The sequence below is a fragment of the Phaeodactylibacter xiamenensis genome (assembly GCF_000759025.1).
Lineage (GTDB): Bacteria > Bacteroidota > Bacteroidia > Chitinophagales > Saprospiraceae > Phaeodactylibacter > Phaeodactylibacter xiamenensis.
On the sequence record NZ_JPOS01000010.1, the window covers coordinates 100,770 to 120,298 of the forward strand.

A 19,529-nucleotide genomic window follows, 5' to 3' on the forward strand; every position below is an offset into this window, starting at 1 on the left:
ACGCAAATGTTAAATCCATAAGCTGATGATCCACTTCTTCGGAGACCCCCAACGAATCCTTTTTGCCGTTCAGGCTACAGCCACCCTCACCGACAGCGATGTGACCAAGCTCACCTGGCTGTTTGGCGATCAGCCTAAGCTCGATGAACAGACGATCGACGGGCAATTCATTGGGCCGCGGGCAGCCATGGTCTCTCCCTGGAGTACCAATGCGGTGGAGATCACCCAAAATATGGGCATCAGCGGCATACAGAGAATAGAGCAGTACACGCCTTTCTCGGCAACTGCACCCTTCGACCCTATGCTGAAGCAACGCTTCGACGGGCTCGATCAGCAGCTGTTCACCATACACATCCAACCGGAGCCCATCCGCCCTATTGAAGATATCGCAGCTTATAATGCGGCGGAAGGGCTGGCCCTCAGCGAGGAAGAAGTCGCTTATCTGGAGGAAGTGGCGGAGCGTATTGGCCGCAAGCTGACCGACTCAGAGGTCTTCGGCTTTTCGCAAATCAACAGCGAGCATTGCCGGCACAAGATTTTCAATGGCACCTTCGTGATCGACGGGCAGGAACAGCCGGACTCCCTTTTTGCCATGATCCGGAAGACCTCCAAAGCCCATCCCAACAGCATCGTTTCCGCTTACAAGGACAACGTTGCCTTCCTAAAGGGCCCACAGCTCCGCCAATTTGCACCTGAGCGCCCGGACGAGCCTTCCAGCTACAGCAAAAAAGAAGTGGATACGGTCGTTTCCCTAAAGGCCGAAACCCACAACTTCCCGACCACGGTGGAGCCTTTCAACGGGGCGGCTACCGGCAGCGGAGGGGAAATCCGGGACCGTATGGCAGGTGGGATCGGCTCTTTGCCTCTGGCCGGAACAGCGGTATACATGACCGCCTACTCCCGCCTGATGGAAAACCGCCCCTGGGAAAAAGCCGTGCCCGAGCGGAAATGGCTCTACCAAACGCCTATGGATATCCTGATCAAAGCTTCCAATGGGGCTTCTGATTTCGGCAATAAATTTGGGCAACCCCTCATTGCGGGCTCTCTGCTCACCTTCGAGCACGCCGAGCACGCCCGCCAACTGGGTTTTGACAAAGTCATCATGCTGGCCGGGGGCGTGGGCTCGGGCATCCTCGATCAGGCCCTGAAACAAACGCCCCGGAAAGGCGATAAAATCGTGCTGCTGGGTGGCGACAACTACCGCATTGGTATGGGCGGCGCCGCCGTTTCCTCAGCCGATACCGGCGCGTTCGACACGGGTATCACCCTGAATGCCGTGCAGCGTTCCAACCCGGAAATGCAGAAGCGGGTTGCCAATACCATACGTAACCTCGTGGAAAGCGTTAAGAACCCCATCGTTGCCATACACGACCACGGTGCAGGGGGCCACCTCAACTGCTTTTCCGAATTGGTGGAAGAAACCGGCGGCCGCATCGACCTTGATGCTCTGCCGATAGGTGACCCCACCCTCTCGGCTAAGGAAATCCTCGGCAATGAGTCTCAGGAACGCATGGGCCTGATCGTTGCGGCAGAGGACATCCCGCTACTGCAAAAAATCGCAGAACGGGAGCGCGCGCCCATGTACGTGGTCGGTGAAGTGACCGGCGATATGCGCTTCTCAGCCGTTTCCGAATCCAAAGCCGAAACGCCGCTGGACCTCGACCTGGCGGACCTCTTTGGGAGCTCTCCGAAGACCATTATGGAAGATCAGGCCGTGGAGCGGCAGTACGAGGCCGTAGACTATGACCCTGACAGGATTCAGGAATACCTGGAGCAGGTACTCCGCCTCGAAGCCGTGGCCTGCAAAGACTGGCTGACCAATAAGGTAGACCGCTGTGTGGGAGGCCTGGTGGCCAAACAACAGTGCGCCGGCCCGCTGCAACTACCCCTAAACAACTGCGGCGTTATGGCGCTGGGGTACGACACTCCACATGGCGTCGCTACTTCCATCGGGCACGCTCCGGTCAATGCCCTGATCGACCCGAAAGCCGGTTCCAGGAATGCCATTGCAGAAGCACTGACCAATATCGTCTGGGCTCCGCTGGAGGAAGGGCTCCAATCCGTTTCCCTTTCCGCCAACTGGATGTGGCCCTGCCGCAACGAGGGGGAAGACGCCCGCCTGTACGAAGCGGTGCAGGCCGTGTCTGACTTTTGCATAGAACTTGGCATCAACGTGCCTACGGGCAAGGACTCCCTATCCATGAAACAAAAATACCCGGATGGGGATGTACTGGCGCCGGGTACGGTGATCATTTCCGGGGTAGGCGTTTGCTCGGATATCAATAAGGTTGTTGAGCCGGTCTTCCAAAAGGACGCTGGCCCGGTGTACTACCTCAACCTTTCGCAGGATGACTTCCACCTCGGCGGCAGCTCCTTCGCGCAAGCCCGCAATAAGATCGGCTCGAAAGGGCCCGACGTAAAGGATGCTCAAAAGCTGGCGAATACCTTCAATGCACTACAGGATCTGATAAAAAGCGGAGCTGTCGTTGCCGGGCATGACGTAGCCTCCGGCGGCCTGATCACCACTCTGCTGGAAATGTGCTTCGCCGACAATAATCTATCTGCCGAACTCGACCTGAGCCCGCTAGGAGAACAGGACATCATCAAGGTGTTGTTTGCAGAAAATGCCGGTGTAGTCTTGCAACTCAGAGATGAAGAAAGCGCCACCGCACTGGTCAATTCCCCCATCCCCTGCCACCGCATCGGCACAGTAACGGCCGGAGATGCTTTGCGCATCCAAAATGGTGAGGAGCAGCACACCTTCGACATCCCCAAACTCCGGGACGCCTGGTACGAAACCTCCTGGCTGCTCGACCAAAAGCAAACGGCCAACGGGCTGGCTGATGCGCGCTACGCCAATTACAAAAAACAGCCGCTGCAGTACCAATTCCCTGCCCATTTCAGCGGCCGACTGCCGGAGCTAAAAGAGAATGCCCACAAACCCAAAGCCGCCATCCTGCGCGAAAAGGGTAGCAACTCCGAACGCGAGCTGGCTCACGCGCTGTACCTGGCTGGCTTTGAAGTCCGGGACGTGCACATGACCGACCTGATGACCGGCAAGGAGACCCTGGAAGACATCCAATTCCTTGGCGCTGTGGGCGGCTTCTCCAATTCCGATGTGCTGGGCTCTGCCAAGGGCTGGGCAGGCACTTTCAAGTACAACGAGCAGGCTAAAACCGCGCTGGAAAACTTCTTCGCCCGCGAGGATGTGCTCTCGGTGGGCATTTGCAACGGCTGTCAGCTATTCATGGAGCTCGGGCTCATCTACCCGGAACAGGATCCGCACCCGCTGATGGATTTCAATGATTCCCATAAGCACGAGAGCGGTTTCACTTCTGTGAAAATCGGCAAAAATAACTCCGTGATGCTATCCGGTCTTGAGGGCAGCACCCTGGGCGTTTGGATTTCCCATGGCGAGGGCAAATTTGACCTAAAGGGCGCTGAAACCGATTACAACATCGTTGCGAAGTACGGATACGAAGCCTATCCTGCCAACCCCAATGGCAGTGCCTACAACACCGCTATGCTCGTCAGCGCGGATGGCCGCCACCTGGCTACGATGCCGCACATTGAGCGCTCCATCTTCCCCTGGAACTGGGCGCACTACCCCGCTGGCCGTCAGGATGAGGTGTCACCCTGGATTCAGGCGTTTGTAAATGCGCGGGAGTGGCTGGTGAACCAGAATACTTAAATCATATTGCCTTTGACCGCGAACTCCTTAAATTCATCGAAGATTTTTCTCATGGATGTTGTTTTATTATAGCGATTCCTGGTTTAGCGTTTCACATTCCGTACCTACGGCACGAGCCTTCTCCCTAAACCCTTTTTTACCTAGATTTTGTGCCTAAAGGCACATCATATTGACAAATTTGTTCTTACGCTTCGAGCGTTTTTTTGCTGTTGCTCTATTACAGTGGTTTTAAATCTACAATTAGCGTGCCTTTGGGTACGCTATATTGGTAGAAAATTTGGATTCGAAAGTTTATCCGTGCCGTAGGTACGGAATGTATTAGCGCTTTAGATTTCGCCTTTTGTACCGGTCTGCCATAGCCAATCAGACAGGCGTACAGCACAGAGTTATTCCAATTTAACGGCACTCTTTAGTTAGACCTGTAGGTATTAACAGACCTAAGTGACAGGGAAAAATCCGTCCCGGAGCTTCATCAGCTCAAAGTAACCAACCCAGTTTTGTTACAAATAAGGGGTTATTCATTACAACTTTTGTCATAAATAAGGGGTTATTCATTACAAAACCTGGATTTATGATCAAAAAGCGCCGGGCATTAGAAGATTTGATCCAATGGGCAGAAAGCCCAAACCGAAAGCCGCTGCTCATCCGCGGAGCCCGACAGGTAGGCAAGTCGACCCTCGTGCGCATGCTGGCAAGCAACTTTGATCATTTCATTGAACTTAATGCTGAAAAGCCCGGTATACAGGCATTGTTCCATCGGCACCTCGAGGTAAACGAGTTGATGGAGGCTCTTTTTTTCGAGCGCAACATTTCCGGTGCAGGTTCAAAAATACTACTCTTCATTGATGAGATTCAGGAAAGCCCGCAAGCAATCCGGCTGCTACGCTATTTTTACGAAGAGCGCCCGGATATTCATGTCGTTGCTGCCGGGTCGTTGCTCGATTTCTCTTTGGGTGAAGTCAGGAGTTTCCCGGTTGGCCGGGTCAGTCACTATTATCTTCACCCGCTCAATTTTGAGGAGTTCCTGCAATGGAAAGGCGAGGATCGGGCACTGCAGGCATTACAGCACATCCCCGTTCCGGATTTTGCACACGAAAAGTTGCGCATCCTGTTCCATGAATATGCTCTGCTTGGCGGGATGCCCGAAGTGGTACAGCGTTACACCGATGGTACACCGCTGTCCGGCCTTGCGCCTCTCTATGCTGGTCTTTGGCAGGCTTACCTGGACGATATCGAGAAATACGCCGGTAACAATACGCAACGGCAGGTCCTGCGGCACATCATCCGGTCTGCGCCAATGGAGCATGACCGGATTAAGTTTGCAGGGTTTGGCCATTCCAACTATGGCTCAAGGGAAGTGGGCGAAGCCCTCCGAAACCTCGAATTGGCCAGAGTGATTCGCCTAATTTACCCCACCACACAGCTTACGCCACCTGTCATCACTGACTTGAAAAAACGCCCCCGGCTTCAGTTTATTGATACGGGGTTGCTGAATCATACCCTCCAAATCCAATCGCAGTTTCTGGGCCTGGCAGACTTAAACAGCCTTTACCGGGGATTTATCGTGCAGCACTTACTGAGTCAGGAGTTGATTGCACTTCACAACAATCAGGATTTCAAGCCCCATTTCTGGGTAAGAGAAAAAGCCAACGCTAATGCTGAGGTGGACCTGGTTTATCCCTATGAGGGGCAGCTCCTGCCGATTGAGGTAAAAGCCGGGCCACAGGGGAGGCTGCGGTCCCTGCATCAGTTTGTAGAGCGCGGCCAACCGCCCTTTGCCATCCGGTTTCTCAATAATACTATATCTGTGGAGAACGCCCGGACACCCGCCGGATACGAATACCGCTTGGTCAACCTCCCTTACTACCTCATGAGTCAGCTGGAAGGGTACTTAAAATGGGCCGCCAATCGTCAATAGCGGAGGTTGAAAAGCCCTAAAACGACCGCATCTACCGCTTTCGCAAAAGAATCTCCCCTGTTTTTAATCTGCCTGCCGGTAAATCGCCGTACCTTGACTAAAAGAGACACACTCCTTTAGTCGCATGAAAAAAGCCACCACATATCTCCTGCTCGTCATGCTTAGCGTCAATATTTTTGGCGCAGGCACCGGAGCCCTGATACACTGGCTAGCGCACGCCCTTGAAGGAGAAGAAGTCCACTGGCACACGCACCACCACGGTGCAGGCCATGCCCATCATCATGCAGAGGCACACCATGCAGGCCACCATCATACGCATCATGGGGCCATTACCTTTTTACTGGATACCTTTAGCGCATTTGATCAGGAGGCTTCCGAGCAGTGCCTCCTCCACCTCAACTGGCTCATGCTGAGCCTTACCGGACTGCTAAGCACAATGCATTATGCTTCTGCTCCCGAGACAAGCCTCAGTGCCCTATCGGTCGGCATGCTTTTGCTTTATCAGTCCGTCCACCCGCTTATACCCTGCCCGCCTCCCAGAATCCTGAACTAACTCATTCCGTCCATTTATTCTATTTCATGAAGGTGCCGAAGCAATTGCTCTGCTTTGCAGTCAGATTGGCTTGGCTTAAACTACCGTAGTGCAGTAAAAACAGCCTGTCTTTTCTTGAAGATGGGTGTGGTACTGTGAGGCCCCCTTCATGCCTGTATTCTAAAGCCTGGAAAACCCGGGCCCAATTCCTTACGCAACAGGACATGCACTACGCAACCTCCTGTTGCCTGTCAAAAATTATAATTGTGAAACAGACACAACTACTCATAAAACTCACTTTTGCCCTGCTATTCAGTCTCAGTACAGCCTCGCTTTGGGGTCAGTCCAATGGCAATATTAGCGGCACCATACAATCCGATGCTGAAGGGCCGCTGGTAGCCGTCAACGTCGCCGTAAGGGGCACTTCCCAGGGCGCGACCACCAACGAATCCGGACAATTTACCATTGCCAACCTGTCGCCGGGCACCTACACCCTCGACATAAGTTCTGTGGGGTACAAACGCCACAGCGAGCCCGTCGTAGTAGCAGCCGGGCAAACAGCAAAGGTCGACATCACCCTCCGGCAGACGGCAACCTCCCTAAGCGAAATCTACGTCCGCGGCGAAGCCCTCAACCGGGAAAACAATACCATTACCGTTGACATCATCGGACAGGAGGAAATCCAAAGCCTGAATATCGAACAGCCCCTGCGGCTGATTGAGCAGGTGCCGGGCGTTGACCTCGTCGCTTACCGGCAGGGAGGCGTAGCCGATCAGTTCTCCATCCGCGGATTCGGCGGCGGCGGGCACGCCGGTGAGGCTGGTGTGGAAATCGATGGCATCTCGCTAAACGAAGCAGAGGGCCACTCCGATGGTTATGCCGACCTGAACGTCCTCATTCCGCTCAACCTGAAGTCGATGAAGGTCTATAAGGGTCCTTCATCCGTACTGTTCGGCCGGTTTGCACAGGGCGGCACTTTGGCATTAGAGACCCGCAAAGGCGGCAACTATCAGGACGTAAGCGTTACCGGCGGTTCTTTTAACACCTTTGATGCGCAGGTTGCCATCGGCAAAGGCATCCCGCTCGGTGCGTCCGATCACCAACTGCAGACCAACCTCGCCTTCCAGCTTTTCCGCACCGATGGGTATTCCGAAAACTCGGAAACGCTGCGCGGCAACCTCACGGGCCGGTTTTCTTATGATCTGAGCGATAAAACGGACATCGCCCTGTCCCTGCGCGGCCACAGCAGCGAGTGGAATGCCCCGGGCTACATTTCCGAAACTCAGTTTGAGGATGATGACCGGCGGAACCTGCAGGACCCCAATGGGGAAAACGACGGCGGCAATAAGCAGTTTTACACCCAGCGCCTTGATCTCAACCACAGCTTTAGCGACAACCTCCGCCTGCTGGTGTTTGGGTATGCGGTGCAGCAGGAATTTACCCGTTTTGCTAAGTTTGGCTTCCAGCCCGGCGGGCAGTCGGAGCGGTTCAACACCCGCGATGTGTATGCCTCCGGTGCCAGCCTGAATGGCTACAGTGAGCTCTCCGGTATTTCCATCAACTGGATTGCCGGTCTGGAATTCTACAGCGAGCAAACGGAGCGGATGCGCTGGGCCACCGAAGACCGGGTGCGTCAGGCGCAGACACAGGACCGCTTGTTTACGATTCAGTCCGTATCGGCTTATGCACAGGGAGAATTTGACATCAGCCCTTACTTCCGTCCTTCCATAGGGCTGCGGTATGACACTTACTTCGGCAGCTTTGAAGCGAATGACCCCGGGCAAGACGCAGTGGATGACCAAATTGACGGTCTGTACAACGTTAGCCCGAAGGTAGGCGTTCGCTCCACCTTGTATGAAGGGTTCGACCTGCGGGCGAGTGTTTCCAATGGCTTTTCGCTGCCCAATAGCGCTTTGAAATATGAAGCCGGGCTAGACCTCGGGCCAGTACAGCTGTGGCAGTATGAAGTAGGTGCTACCTACCTGCCTAATCACTGGCTGGAGTTGGATGTTGCCGGTTTCATCCTGGACTCTTCCAACGAAATCGTGGAGAACCCGCCCGGCTCTCTGGAGTTTTTCAATGCCGGAGCAACCCGCCGCATGGGGGTAGAATCCAAAATAGCGCTGACGCCCCTGCCCGGGCTGCGCCTGGCGGGTACCTTCTCTTACATTGAGACAGAGATCACCAACAATCCGGAGGACAACCTGGAAGGCAAAGGCCTGACTGGCGTACCTCAGACCATCGGCACACTGGATATTTCCTATGTCACCTCGTCCGGGCTTGGCAGCCGCTTCCGGTTCCGGGATGTGGGGCGGTACTTCATTTCGCCGGATAACGAAGCTTCCTACGAGGGCTATACGGTATCCCATCTTTCCTTCTTCTACAATTTCAACAAGCAGTCTTCGAGGGAAGGGCGGATTTTCATGGAAATCCAAAACCTGTTTAATGCCCGCTACGCAGAGTCGGTATTTGGCAGCGTGGATGCCCGGTCGTTTGCGCCCGCTCCACTGCGGAATTACAGCGTTGGCGTACGGTACGGCTTCTAAAGAGTAACACGCTGGGCTGAGGCGCCCCTTGCGGTAAGCCTCAGCTCTATTCTTTTACAAAAATTCAAACCTTGCAGATATGAAAAACCCAAAGAGTACAATCGTTGCTGCCTCGATTTTGGCAGCCCTTTCCTTCTTCATCGTTTACTGTACCCATTCTCATGCGGAAGACGGTCACACCCATACTCACGACGGAACAGCACATACGCATGATCATGGTGCAGGTACCCACACCCACGGGCATGGAGGCGACGGACACAGCCACCCCAATGCAGATGGCAGCCCGGCTTTCCGCTACCTGGCGATGAACGGAGAGTTTCGGATGAACCCCAACGACTCCCTAACGGAAAATGACCCACGCAACCCCAGCCGCCTCGTGCTGAAAACCAGTGAGGACAAAGGCTCGCTCTCCCGTATGGCTTTCTACGCCCATGACGATATGGAGCAAAAGCTGGCGGAGTGCGGCTATCAGTACATCGGCAGCCGGCCAGACCCGCATTACTTCCCGGAGCAGTCCAAGACATCCATCTGGGATGTGTTCCAAAAAGTAGAAGACTACGACGGAGACTGTGCGGCATTTAAGTACGTCCTCTCCCGTTCACCACATGGCGACCCCATTCATATGCACCTGCGGTATGGGGATGACGTAGAGGCCTTACTGGCGATGAGCAACGACGAGAAGGACAATCAGTTTAACCCCTGGTGGTCGACTTACTGCGATATTGAGCGGACTACGTCGTGTGATTAATTGACATTTAATCGCATTAAAAAGCGCCCGGTAGCTGCAACAGCACCGGGCGCTCGTTATTTGGACCGGAAAGTAAATGCAATCACGAATGTGTATGTACAGTGGCAGCCACTTCCCCCTGCCCACTAAAAAATCCATACAACTGATAAGCTAGCAGAGCAGCCCCTGCCACAATCAAGCCAATATTAACGACTTTGTAAAAGACCGGGTAATGCTTCGCCTGCTGTATTTTTTTCAGCACAAATACGATGGGGATGAGTGCAAGGACCTGCCCCACCTCTACGCCGACATTAAAGCTCAGTATCTTAGCCAGAAACTGGTCGGCACCAAGCTCAAACGACTGCAGGCGGGTAGACAAACCGAAACCATGTATCAGCCCAAATGCAAAAACCATAAACAACAGGTCCGGAGCCGGTGCCTTGAATACCCGCTCAAAGCCGCATAGAGCCAAGGTTTTTTCTTAGTTACGTAAAGATTGCTTTCATAGGATTATCTGCAGCAGCTGAAGTTGCGCCCAATCTACACCCGCTCAACTAAAAACTTACCATTCCCTAATCTCAGCCCGATATGACCTAAACCACTAGTGATCAGAATTGTACAGGGCTTTTTTAATATAAGTGTACTTTTTACATTTATTTTTATTATCTTTACTTTAGAAAAATTAAGGCTGTCCTGATTGCAGGCCGCAAAGTGTTATGAATTGCAACACCTTGTGATGGAATTCTCGTGGCTTAACCAACCATTGAGCGGCAGCAAATAAGCAGGTAACTATTATTCTACCATCTAAAATCAGTGTAATGAAACAAATTTACTTTCTCATTGTGGCCGTTCTGGCTTTTAGTGCGGTTCACGCCCAGCAAACTACAATTGACATCAGCGCCATTGACCCGGTATTCACAACAACATTTGAAGGAGCACTCGTCATCGATGTCGCAGAGGCGGCCTCGACTGCGGCTAATCCTGATGTATCTTTTGACAATCCATTGATGGGGCAGGACTTCACAGAAGCAGAAATTGCCTTTGATGTATACAATTATGAAGGTGTGGACTCGATCAAAGTCCTGGGCTCCCTCATTGCCTTATTTGATGATGCCCTGGGCCGGATGTATTTCACCAATGGCTCTTACCTGGGCTTTAACAACGGCATGTTCATTGACGCCAACCTGATCGACTTTGGAATCGATACCGATTTCCTGGGCGGCAATCAGTGGAGAAATGTAAAATTGCAGTTCACCCAAACAGGCTATGCCGTTTACGTGGACAATCAGCTGGCTTATAATGAAAGCAGCACAGATGTGACCATCGCGGGCAACCTCACAGACTACAGTCAGATCATTGATTTTATGCAGAATGCTGCAACCCTGGTGATTGGAACCGGGTCATTCTGGAGTGACAATATGCGCCCGGATGGCACCTTCTTCGACCCGCAGTACAGCTATATGAAGAACATAACGGTTACACCTAATTTTTCGACTTCTACAACGGAAATCTTTGAAGACAAGCCTAACGGCAAACTCATCAGCGTAACCTACTTCACTATGGACGGCCGGAAGGTTGGGGAAGACTTCAACAATCTTGAGCCTGGCGTTTATGTAAAAGCGGAAGCTTACGATAGCGGTCAGGTCCGCAGTGAGAAGATCTTTAAGAGCACCAAGCGTTAACTACTACTACTATTCATACACTATTTTGACTGTCGGGCAGCGCAGAAGCGCTGCCCTTTTTTTGTTAGGGCACCAGCTGAACGTCACCGGTCAGGGTAGTCACTTTTCCCCTCGCATTTACAGCGACAATAGTGTAAAGGTAAGTCCCGTTGTTAAGCCGTTCGCCCAGGTAGGTCCCGTCCCAGCCATAGCCCGAATCATTGGGTGCGAAATTTTCTGCCTCATACATCAGGCTGCCCCAGCGATTGTAGATGCGAAAAGTCCGAATGGTAATCCCTGCCTCCGGCCAGGCGTAGAGACGGAGGCGGTCGTTCCGGCCATCACCGTTGGGAGAAAAAGCGGAAGGGACGTAAAGGGGGCAATCAGCCTGCGGAACCGTCAGCAGGGTATCCCGGGTACAACCTGCATCGTCTGTCAGGCGCAGCGCATAGGCTCCGGGCGTTAATCCAGATACATCAGAAGTTGAAAGCGGCGCGTCATTGAGGGAGGCCATAATAGCCCGGCTGGTTTCCCCTATTTCAAACTGTATGGCACCATTATTTCTGGCACAGTCTGCAGATTGTATGCCCAAATTATTAATAACAGGGCTTTCCACCTGAAGCGAAAGCCGGTAGAGGGTGTCGCAACCGGTAAGCGCAGGCAAGGTGTCTTCATAAATACCTGTTTCCGTAAACCCCCGGTAACTTTCGCCCTCGCAGATGAGAACCTCCTCCGCAGAAAGAAAATTGGGCAGTACCGACAACTGCAGCACACGGATGCTGTCGCAGCCGTAACGAGTCGTGAATACATCCTTGTACGTACCTGGTGTCTGATACCCATAGTAATCCTGATTGGCACAAATAGTGGTGTCTACGGCTACCATGGTATCCTGATCCACTTCAACCAATACGGTATCAGTGATAAAACAACCATCCGGAAAAATGATTTTGCAGCTGTACTCGGTCGGCACCGGTGGTGAAGCCATAGGAGCCGCGACTGTATCTGAACTCAGGTAGTTGGATGGCGACCACTCGTAGGCTGCCCCACCCTGCGCCAGGAGCTGTACACTATCGCCCAGGCAGATGCCCACTACGGGTGGCGTGGCAAAGAAAGGGGCTTCGTACATCTGAAGGATTTCCGCGGCAGACAGTGCCCGGTTGTAAATCCGGACTTCATCCATAAACCCATGGAAATCAGGATCGGCGTTGCACCAATTGGACCGGCCGATGTAGTTGGAAGTGCGCTCTACATTGAGGATTGGATGCCCCGCTTTTTGCGCCACCAATACACCATTGACATAAATTTTCATGCTATCGCCCCCAATCGTCGCACAGTAAAACTCGATTTGCCCGTTGGTGATGGCGCCTTCTGCCACGAGGCGCCCAGTAGTGCGGTTGGCATTGGGATCTGCACTGACCCAGCTTTCCAACGTCAGGTTATCGGAATTGCCTTCCCTGCCAAACCATACCGGAGCGCCACCATCGTCCCCGCTTCCATTACCGATATCCACTATGCGCTCAAAGTTGGCGATGTTTTCGTATTCCACCCAGGCGCAGATTGAAATGCCTTCGCTCCAGATAGGGCCAAAGGTGGGCAGCTCTATGAAGTCTGTATTGACTGTGCTGCAGCCCGTATTCCCGCCATTCTCATTAAAGAGAAAGCCCTCGCCTTTGATGCCGGGGATACAGGCGGGGTCTCCTATGATGGTTCCATGGTTTTCGTTCCCGCTATAGTCGGTTGCCTCACATCCGCAGAAACTGTAGTAGCCCACCAGGCCTTCCGTCAGGTCCTGTGCGGCGGCAGCGAACGCTGTGGTTAAAAATAATAGCCCTGCAGTCCAAAACTTCATCACGGTCCTTTTTCTTGATTTGATTCATGGGCGCGTGCTTCATCAGATTTTAATCACGAAACCACCGCTGCCTGGCAAGCGGACAACAGTCGGGCCCGCCGAAGCTTCCCCTTTCCATATCTGCCCATCCGGGCCATCGTACAGCAGTACCCCCTGCTCCCCGGTAGCAAATGAAAGGTCTAAACGCACTGAAATCTCCTTATCCGTTCCGTTGATGCCCGCTACGTGCCAGACTTCTCCCTTGCGGCGTGCGATCACTGCGTATTTTCCCGGATATCCGTCCAGGAATTTCACTTCTTCCCATTGCGTTGGGATATCCCGCAGGTAATCAGCTACGTACGCTGGCATTTTTTGCATCCCTTCCGGAATTTCGGCAATATGCTGAATGCCCGATGTAAATACTATCATACCGCAACCGCGTGCCGCAATAACCCGGGTGCAAATCAGCTTCCGTAGCCAACAACCAATGCGCTCCGGCCTTAAACAAAGCCGGGTACACAAACCCTTCGCCAATTGGGGAAGGGGTGGAGACAGGAACCTCCATCAGGTAATTTTCCTCGTAGGACGGGTTGGTTTCCTTCCATCCGGATTTGGCTTTGGACATGGGCTGCATCCAGGCCAGTGTAGAATTGGGAAAGCCATACGCGGAGGCTTCTTCCAAAACCAGGATACTGTCCTTTGGTGCGCGCGGAAAATAGTAGCGGTAGGCAAACCCTTGTTCCGATAAGTAAAAATGGAATTCCAACTCAAACCCGGCTGCGTTCCGTAAAACAGCCCGGTACTGCTGCCCAGTGTAACGGACCGTCTGTTGCTTGCCATGCGTCATGGAATACCGCACTGCCTTCAGGGAAGGCTCCCCTACCGATACCCATTCCATATCTCGGGTGCAATCCGCACCTTCCAGGCGAATACCCAGGTAGGAGGTATCCAGTACCGTAGCGCCTTGATAAGACAAGAGGTAAAATGGCTGACCCTCCGTATCAATACCCAGCGTACACTGCAGGCTGCCAGAGGCATTAGATAAAGGCGGAATCGTTGCATCAGCGCACCCCAAAAGGCTTAGCAGCAGCAACGGGAACAAGTGGAGCGTTTTCATATCGTAAGGGCTTTACAGAATCAGGCAGAAAGCCGAGACGATCGTTGGAACCACCACTCGTCTCAGCCCCAAAGTCTTCCGGCTTAACCGTTGAAGTAAATATACGCCAGGAAAATCAATACCACCACCAGCACTGAGATGATCACATCACCACGCGTATAGCTGGATTTGGTTTCTGCTTTATGCTCGGCGGTTACGGTACCGAAGGTCAGTCCGCTGATCTTGCTGTAATCCGGTGCTTCCGAGGCATAGCTGACAATCAACATGGTTGCAGCAGACACCAGGAAGATAAACAGGCTGTAATACTGGAAGAAAGTATTGTTGATAATCCAGAATATTGAGCCTTCTTCGTAGGCAAAGCCTTCGGTCAGCATCACCGGCGTATCAATGGCCAGGCGGAAGAGGCCCAGCCCAAACCCAACAATAAGGGCAGAAAGAGCCCCTTTTGCGTTCAGGCGTTTATTGAAAATGCCGAAGAAGAAGACCACGAATATAGGAGGTGCCAAATAGCCCTGCACACTCTGCAGATAGTCGTAAAGCCCCCGGCTGCCCTGAATCACCGGTATCCAAAGCAAGCCAATGACCACCATGACGCCAGTAGCAATACGGCCTACGCGGACCAGGGTCTTTTCGGATACATCCGGCTTGAACTTGGAGTATAAATCCATGGTAAACAGCGTGGAGGAAGCGTTGAAAACACCGGCGAGGGAGCTCATCAGCGCCGCCAAAAGCCCGGCCACCACAATACCCCGGATACCCGCCGGCAGCACCGTCGCCACCAGTAGCGGGAAGGCCTGTTGGGCATTCACAGTGATCAGTTCGCCATTGCTGTCGACCATCGTCTCTGTAATGGCATCTATTTTGCCACTCATGGCCAGCGCAAAAGTGATGATGCCAGGAATAATGAAAATGAAAACCGGCAACAACTTGAAGAAAGCTGCGGCTATGGAGCCCCGCCGCGCTTCCGTCAGGCTGGCAGAACCCAGCATACGCTGCACGATGTACTGATCCGTACACCAGTACCAAAGGCCGATAATAGGCGCACAAAACAGCATGCCCACCCAGGGATAATTGCTATTGAAATACCAGGCCATGCGATCTTCGGTGAGCACAGGCGCCCAGGTACCCTCTACGCCTTCCGGCACCAGCGGCTTCCAAAGGTTGAACATCTCGGAGCCCGCAATACGGCGCAGCTCACCCCAGCCGCCCAGAGCATCCAGTCCGTAGATGGTTACCAGGACCGCGCCCAAGATCAGAATGACGGTCTGAATGGCTTCTGTGTAGGCTACGGCCTTCAGCCCACCGAGCACAGTGTAGAGCCCGGTAAGCAAAATCATCAGAATGGACCCAATCCAGAAGCTGTCCAGCCCCATGAAGCTGATTTCGGGCACCAGCACACCGAAGACGATACCACCGGCAAAAATCCCCACTGCTACTTTCGTCAGTACATAGGCAATTAGGGAGATAATGGAAAGTACCCATCTTGCGGTAGGCGAAAAGCGGCGCTCCAGAAATTCCGGCATTGTAAAGACCTTAGACCGCATGTAAAAGGGGGCCAGTACCCAACCCAGCACCAACAGGCACCAGGCCTGCAACTCGTAGTGAGCCATGGCTACACCATCTGTAGCACCAGAGCCTGCCAGCCCCACAAGGTGCTCAGAACCAATATTAGAGGCAAAAATGGAGGCCCCCACAACAAACCAGCCCAGGTTGCGCCCGGCCAGGAAATAATCATCAGACGTATCTGATTGTTGCCGGATCACCCACCAGGCAATCCCCAAAATAATCACAAAGTACAGGGCAATGAATACCCAGTCTATCGTTGCTAGTACACTCATGTCTTTTGTTGTTGTCTACTTCGTTGAAAATTTGAAGGTGGTTCGTGTTTCGTAAGTCTCTCCGGGCCGTAATACTACTGATGGAAAGTCTTTTTGATTGGGTGAATCCGGATAGTGCTGGGTTTCCAGGCAAAAGCCGGTGCGGTGCCCATAGGTGCCTCCGCCAGGCATCGGCAACGTGCCATCCAGGAAGTTGCCGCTGTAGAACTGAATGCCGGGCTCGTCCGTAAAGACTTCCAGCTGCCGGCCGGTTCCCGGGTGGTAAGCACTTGCTACCCGGCGCATACTGCCCTGCTCATTGAGCACCCAACAGTGGTCATAGCCTTTACCCAGCTCCAGCTGCGGATGATCGGCTCCGATGTCACGCCCAATCGCTTTGGCTTCCCTGAAATCAAAGGGCGTACCCTCCACTGGGGCGAGCTCGCCGGTAGGAATCAGGGTGGCATCTACTGGCAGGTACTGATCTGCCGCAATCATCAACTCATGGTCGAGAATGGTTTGGCTGAAGTCACCGGATAGGTTGAAGTAGGAATGCTGGGTGAGGTTGACAATTGTCGCCTTATCCGTGGTCGCTTCGTAGTCCACCTGCAGTGCGTCATCGGGAGTCAGCGTGTAGGTAACCTGTACCGACAGATTACCTGGATAGCCTTCCTCCATATCTGCGCTTTCGTACCTCAGTATAAGGGAAGCGCCCTCCACGGTTGTTGCCGTATCTGCTGACCAGAGGACTTTATCAAATCCTTTGAGGCCGCCGTGCAGGTGATTGGGCCCATCGTTAGTGGCCAGTTCGTAGGTGATGCCCTCCAGGGCAAACTGCCCCTTTGCAATACGGTTGCCGTAACGGCCGATAATAGCACCGAAGTAGGGATTGTTTGCAAGATATTGGGAGAGGCTGTCGTAGCCCAGCACTACATTTTCGTAAGCACCGGTTTTGTCCGGCGCAGTCCAGGAAGTAATGATCCCGCCGTAAGTAATAACCTCTACCGCCATGCCATTGGCATTTTTGAGCTGGTACTGGTCTACTGTGCGCCCGTCTTCCAGCTGCCCGTATGCCTGACTGGTAATCATCACCGGGGGCTCAGCAGCTTCGGACTCCGTAGCTGTTGATTCGGCAGATTCAGGGTTAGAGCCACATGAACTCAGCAGAGCAGCGAACAGGAACAGTATCCCTGCGAATGGGAGGAATAAGCCTTTCTTTTTCATAAACATTAGGTTGTTTTTTAAAGTCTCTTTAAGCAATGGCCAAACTATTTTGCCAATTGCAGTAATTCTGTGCCCGCCAGCAAAAAGGCCCCCACCCCGTAGACTTCCGTCATTTCAGCGGTCACGTCCCTGGGGTCTTCACCAATTGGCTGCACCCAGCCCAGCTTGCCATCCGGATAGACGGCACTGACCAGCGCCTGCCAGGCTTTCTGTACGGCTGGCTCGTACTGACCCCGGTCCAGCAGCCCACTGCGCACCCCATAGGCCAAAGCGTAGCAGAAGAAGGCACTTGAACTGGTTTCCGGTTTGGGGAAGGCTTCGTGGTCCAGCATACTTGCATGCCAGAACCCACTTGCTTCCTGACAAGAGGCGACCTTGGCGGCCATTTCCCGGAACAGGGTTTCGTAAAACGGCCGGTAGGGGCTGTCTTTCGGCAAGTCTTTGAGTATGGAGACCAGTCCGCCCATTACCCAGCCATTACCGCGGCCCCAGAATATCTTTTCTCCGTTCGCCTCCCGCTTACGCTCTGGAAAAAAGCGGTAGTCCCGGTAGAATAGATGCTCCTCCTTATCGTAAAGGAAGTCGTAAGTTGCTTTGTATTCTTGGTCCATAAACTCGAGGTACTTCTCGTCACCCGTGATATTGGCCATTTTTACATAGACCGGCGGTGCCATAAACAGCGCATCACACCACGACCAGCGCTCCAGAGTTTGCGGATCCGAATAATCCAGCAACAGTGAACCTTCAGAAGGGTGGTTGATGACGTAATCCAGACGTGCCTTGGTCGGCGCCAGCATCCGGTAAGGATAGCGGGCTTCAGTTTGGTGATGCTGATACATATCGAGGTACATCTGGCTCACCACCACATCATCAGCGTGGTACATCCGGAAAAAGGGCTGCCAGGCGTGCCGCTGCCCAATCTGTTGGAGCCAGTTTTTGTATTGCTCATCCTGAGCCACCAACGACCAGGCCATCATACCCGAATACAACGCACCGTTGGTCCAGTCCAGCGGATGGTGCTTCACCAAATGCTGATGCCCGATTTGCCAGTCCGCTACAGCGCCCATGACTTCTTTTATGGCAGATGGTGAAATGGCGGCATCAAACCCTTCTGCAGGCCGGTTGGTCTTGATGCGGGTACGGTAATCGGTATAATGCGCATAATGGTCCAGGTGCATCCACATGAGGCGGGGGCTCAGCTGCTCCGGGGCATTGCGTACAGCTACCGGGCGGACATTGTCCTGCAATGACCGAACGGTGACGGCCTGTGAGCTAAAAGTCTGCCCCCCATCGCCTGTAGTCCATTCCTCAATTTCAAACCGGTCGGCAACGGGACGGGACAGGTATACCCGATTGGGGTCGGTGTGGTCCAGGCAGATACCGCCGGAGTAGTGAGGCTCGGGGTCTCGCATTTCCTTAGGGTGCGGGAAGCGCGGAAAAGCACTGCCAGCTTCGCAAAGCCTGGTGTTTTGCCAGGATTCGCCATCCCAAACTGCATAATTGTAAAAGTGGAGGGTTTCTTCCGGCAAGGTCGTGTACACCATCGCCGGGCGCCCATCCTGCGTCAGCGCAAGGTCCCATATCCAGGCCCGCTGATTGCTGGCAACGCCATCGTATACTTTAGGAATGTCGGACTGCACGAGCGGCAGTTGTTTGGTATCTCCAATCACCTTCCCGCCAGCATCAAAAAAGCGCCCCCCTTCGTACCGCAGGTAGTAGATCGAATTGTGGTTCTCTAACCGCGGATGGCCATCCGTGAAAGCGAAGTGAATGCTTGATTTCCCATCAGACACGACCTTGGTGTAAGGCCGGTTCATCGGGTTGTTTACTTTTTTGGAAACAAAGGTTTGTGGCTTGGACCAGGTGGCGCCCAGATCGTCCGAAGTGACGAAGGAAGGCTTCCAGTCGTACCCTCCGCGGGAGAACAGGTAAATCCGGTTATCTTCTTCGCTCAATAGGACCGGATTGGTGTAGCAGAGCTCACTACCTAAATCCAGAGAATCTACGGTTGCGAAAGAGGTTATGTCCTCGGGGTTCTCGGTTTTTGCATAGTACAGTGTGCCGTTATGCCGGGTAAAAAACACCATCAACCGGCCATCGGGCAAAACCAGCAGCGAAGGATTGACATGATCATCCACCTGCACGTTTTCGTAAAGCACCTTTGTGACTAACACACCGGACCGATGGTCCTTCGAAACGATGGTAATATCGCCAGTGGAGGTTACGAATCCGGTATAAGTACGCTGATGCTCCCCTTCGTGGTAGACCGAGCGCGGGTCAGAAAACCAACACCAGGCCCCGTCTTCCGCTAGCGTCTCGTAGCTTTCTGCTCGTTGTGCCATGCCGGGAGTGGAAGTCCCGGCGAGCAAGAGCATCAGAAAGGCAAGGCTTAGAAAAAGCCGGATAGGGTACACTCCTCTCCTTATCAAAAGCCCGCCTTTATGTCCCTGATTTTTCATGAATGCCGA

At 53.3% G+C, this 19,529-nt stretch carries 13 protein-coding genes; 6 read left to right on the top strand and 7 right to left on the bottom strand.

Translation table 11 applies throughout. The features are described from left to right. Window positions 1-25 precede the first annotated feature (25 nt). From purL to IX84_RS02905, 5 genes are all read left to right on the top strand, one after another. Window positions 26-3,691 carry a phosphoribosylformylglycinamidine synthase gene (gene purL, locus IX84_RS02885; RefSeq protein ID WP_044216407.1) on the top strand — a complete coding sequence of 1,222 codons (3,666 nt, stop codon included), beginning with the start codon at window positions 26-28 and terminating at the stop codon, window positions 3,689-3,691. 571 nt (window positions 3,692-4,262) lie between these two features. Beyond that, window positions 4,263-5,609 carry an ATP-binding protein gene (locus IX84_RS02890; RefSeq protein WP_044216409.1) on the top strand — a complete coding sequence of 449 codons (1,347 nt, stop codon included), beginning with the start codon at window positions 4,263-4,265 and terminating at the stop codon, window positions 5,607-5,609. A gap of 124 nt (window positions 5,610-5,733) precedes the next feature. Then, window positions 5,734-6,162: a hypothetical protein gene (locus tag IX84_RS02895; RefSeq protein WP_044216411.1), complete on the top strand. Its 429-nt coding sequence runs from the start codon at window positions 5,734-5,736 to the stop codon at window positions 6,160-6,162. 245 nt (window positions 6,163-6,407) lie between these two features. Then, entirely contained in the window at window positions 6,408-8,687 is a 2,280-nt protein-coding gene (locus IX84_RS02900) for a TonB-dependent receptor (protein WP_044216412.1), read from the top strand. Between the two features lie 79 nt (window positions 8,688-8,766). Then, window positions 8,767-9,435 (top strand): hypothetical protein, encoded by a 669-nt coding sequence (locus IX84_RS02905; protein ID WP_052515713.1) that lies wholly within the window; start codon window positions 8,767-8,769, stop codon window positions 9,433-9,435. 82 nt (window positions 9,436-9,517) lie between these two features. On the opposite strand, the gene IX84_RS02910 is transcribed toward IX84_RS02905, so the two are convergent. Further along, on the bottom strand, window positions 9,518-9,886 hold the full coding sequence (locus IX84_RS02910; RefSeq protein WP_052515714.1) for a HupE/UreJ family protein: 369 nt from the start codon (window positions 9,884-9,886) through the stop codon (window positions 9,518-9,520). A gap of 346 nt (window positions 9,887-10,232) precedes the next feature. On the opposite strand from IX84_RS02910, the gene IX84_RS02915 reads away from it, so the two are divergent. Next, on the top strand, window positions 10,233-11,096 hold the full coding sequence (locus IX84_RS02915) for a hypothetical protein (protein WP_044216414.1): 864 nt from the start codon (window positions 10,233-10,235) through the stop codon (window positions 11,094-11,096). Window positions 11,097-11,160: 64 nt separating this feature from the next. Here the strand turns inward: IX84_RS02915 and IX84_RS30605 are convergent, their stop codons facing one another. The 6 genes from IX84_RS30605 to IX84_RS31805 all read right to left on the bottom strand — a co-directional run bounded on the left by IX84_RS30605 (window position 11,161) and on the right by IX84_RS31805 (window position 19,520). Continuing rightward, the gene (locus IX84_RS30605; protein WP_052515715.1) at window positions 11,161-12,924 is read right to left on the bottom strand and encodes a LamG-like jellyroll fold domain-containing protein; all 1,764 of its coding nucleotides are present in this window, start codon (window positions 12,922-12,924) and stop codon (window positions 11,161-11,163) included. A 42-nt stretch (window positions 12,925-12,966) separates the two neighbouring features. After that, on the bottom strand, window positions 12,967-13,272 hold the full coding sequence (locus tag IX84_RS02925; RefSeq protein WP_044216416.1) for a glycoside hydrolase family 97 C-terminal domain-containing protein: 306 nt from the start codon (window positions 13,270-13,272) through the stop codon (window positions 12,967-12,969). Further along, complete coding sequence (locus tag IX84_RS02930; protein ID WP_081968580.1) at window positions 13,253-14,020, bottom strand: glycoside hydrolase family 97 N-terminal domain-containing protein; 768 nt, start codon at window positions 14,018-14,020, stop codon at window positions 13,253-13,255. The genes IX84_RS02925 and IX84_RS02930 overlap by 20 nt, the downstream gene beginning before the upstream one ends. An 83-nt stretch (window positions 14,021-14,103) precedes the next feature. After that, on the bottom strand, window positions 14,104-15,858 hold the full coding sequence (locus IX84_RS02935; RefSeq protein WP_044216420.1) for a sodium:solute symporter: 1,755 nt from the start codon (window positions 15,856-15,858) through the stop codon (window positions 14,104-14,106). Between the two features lie 15 nt (window positions 15,859-15,873). After that, on the bottom strand, window positions 15,874-17,067 hold the full coding sequence (locus tag IX84_RS02940) for an aldose epimerase family protein (protein WP_044216422.1): 1,194 nt from the start codon (window positions 17,065-17,067) through the stop codon (window positions 15,874-15,876). A gap of 38 nt (window positions 17,068-17,105) precedes the next feature. Continuing rightward, a complete protein-coding gene (locus IX84_RS31805) occupies window positions 17,106-19,520 on the bottom strand; it encodes a glycoside hydrolase family 88 protein (RefSeq protein ID WP_081968581.1) in 2,415 nt (804 codons plus the stop codon). Between the last annotated feature and the right edge of the window lie 9 nt (window positions 19,521-19,529).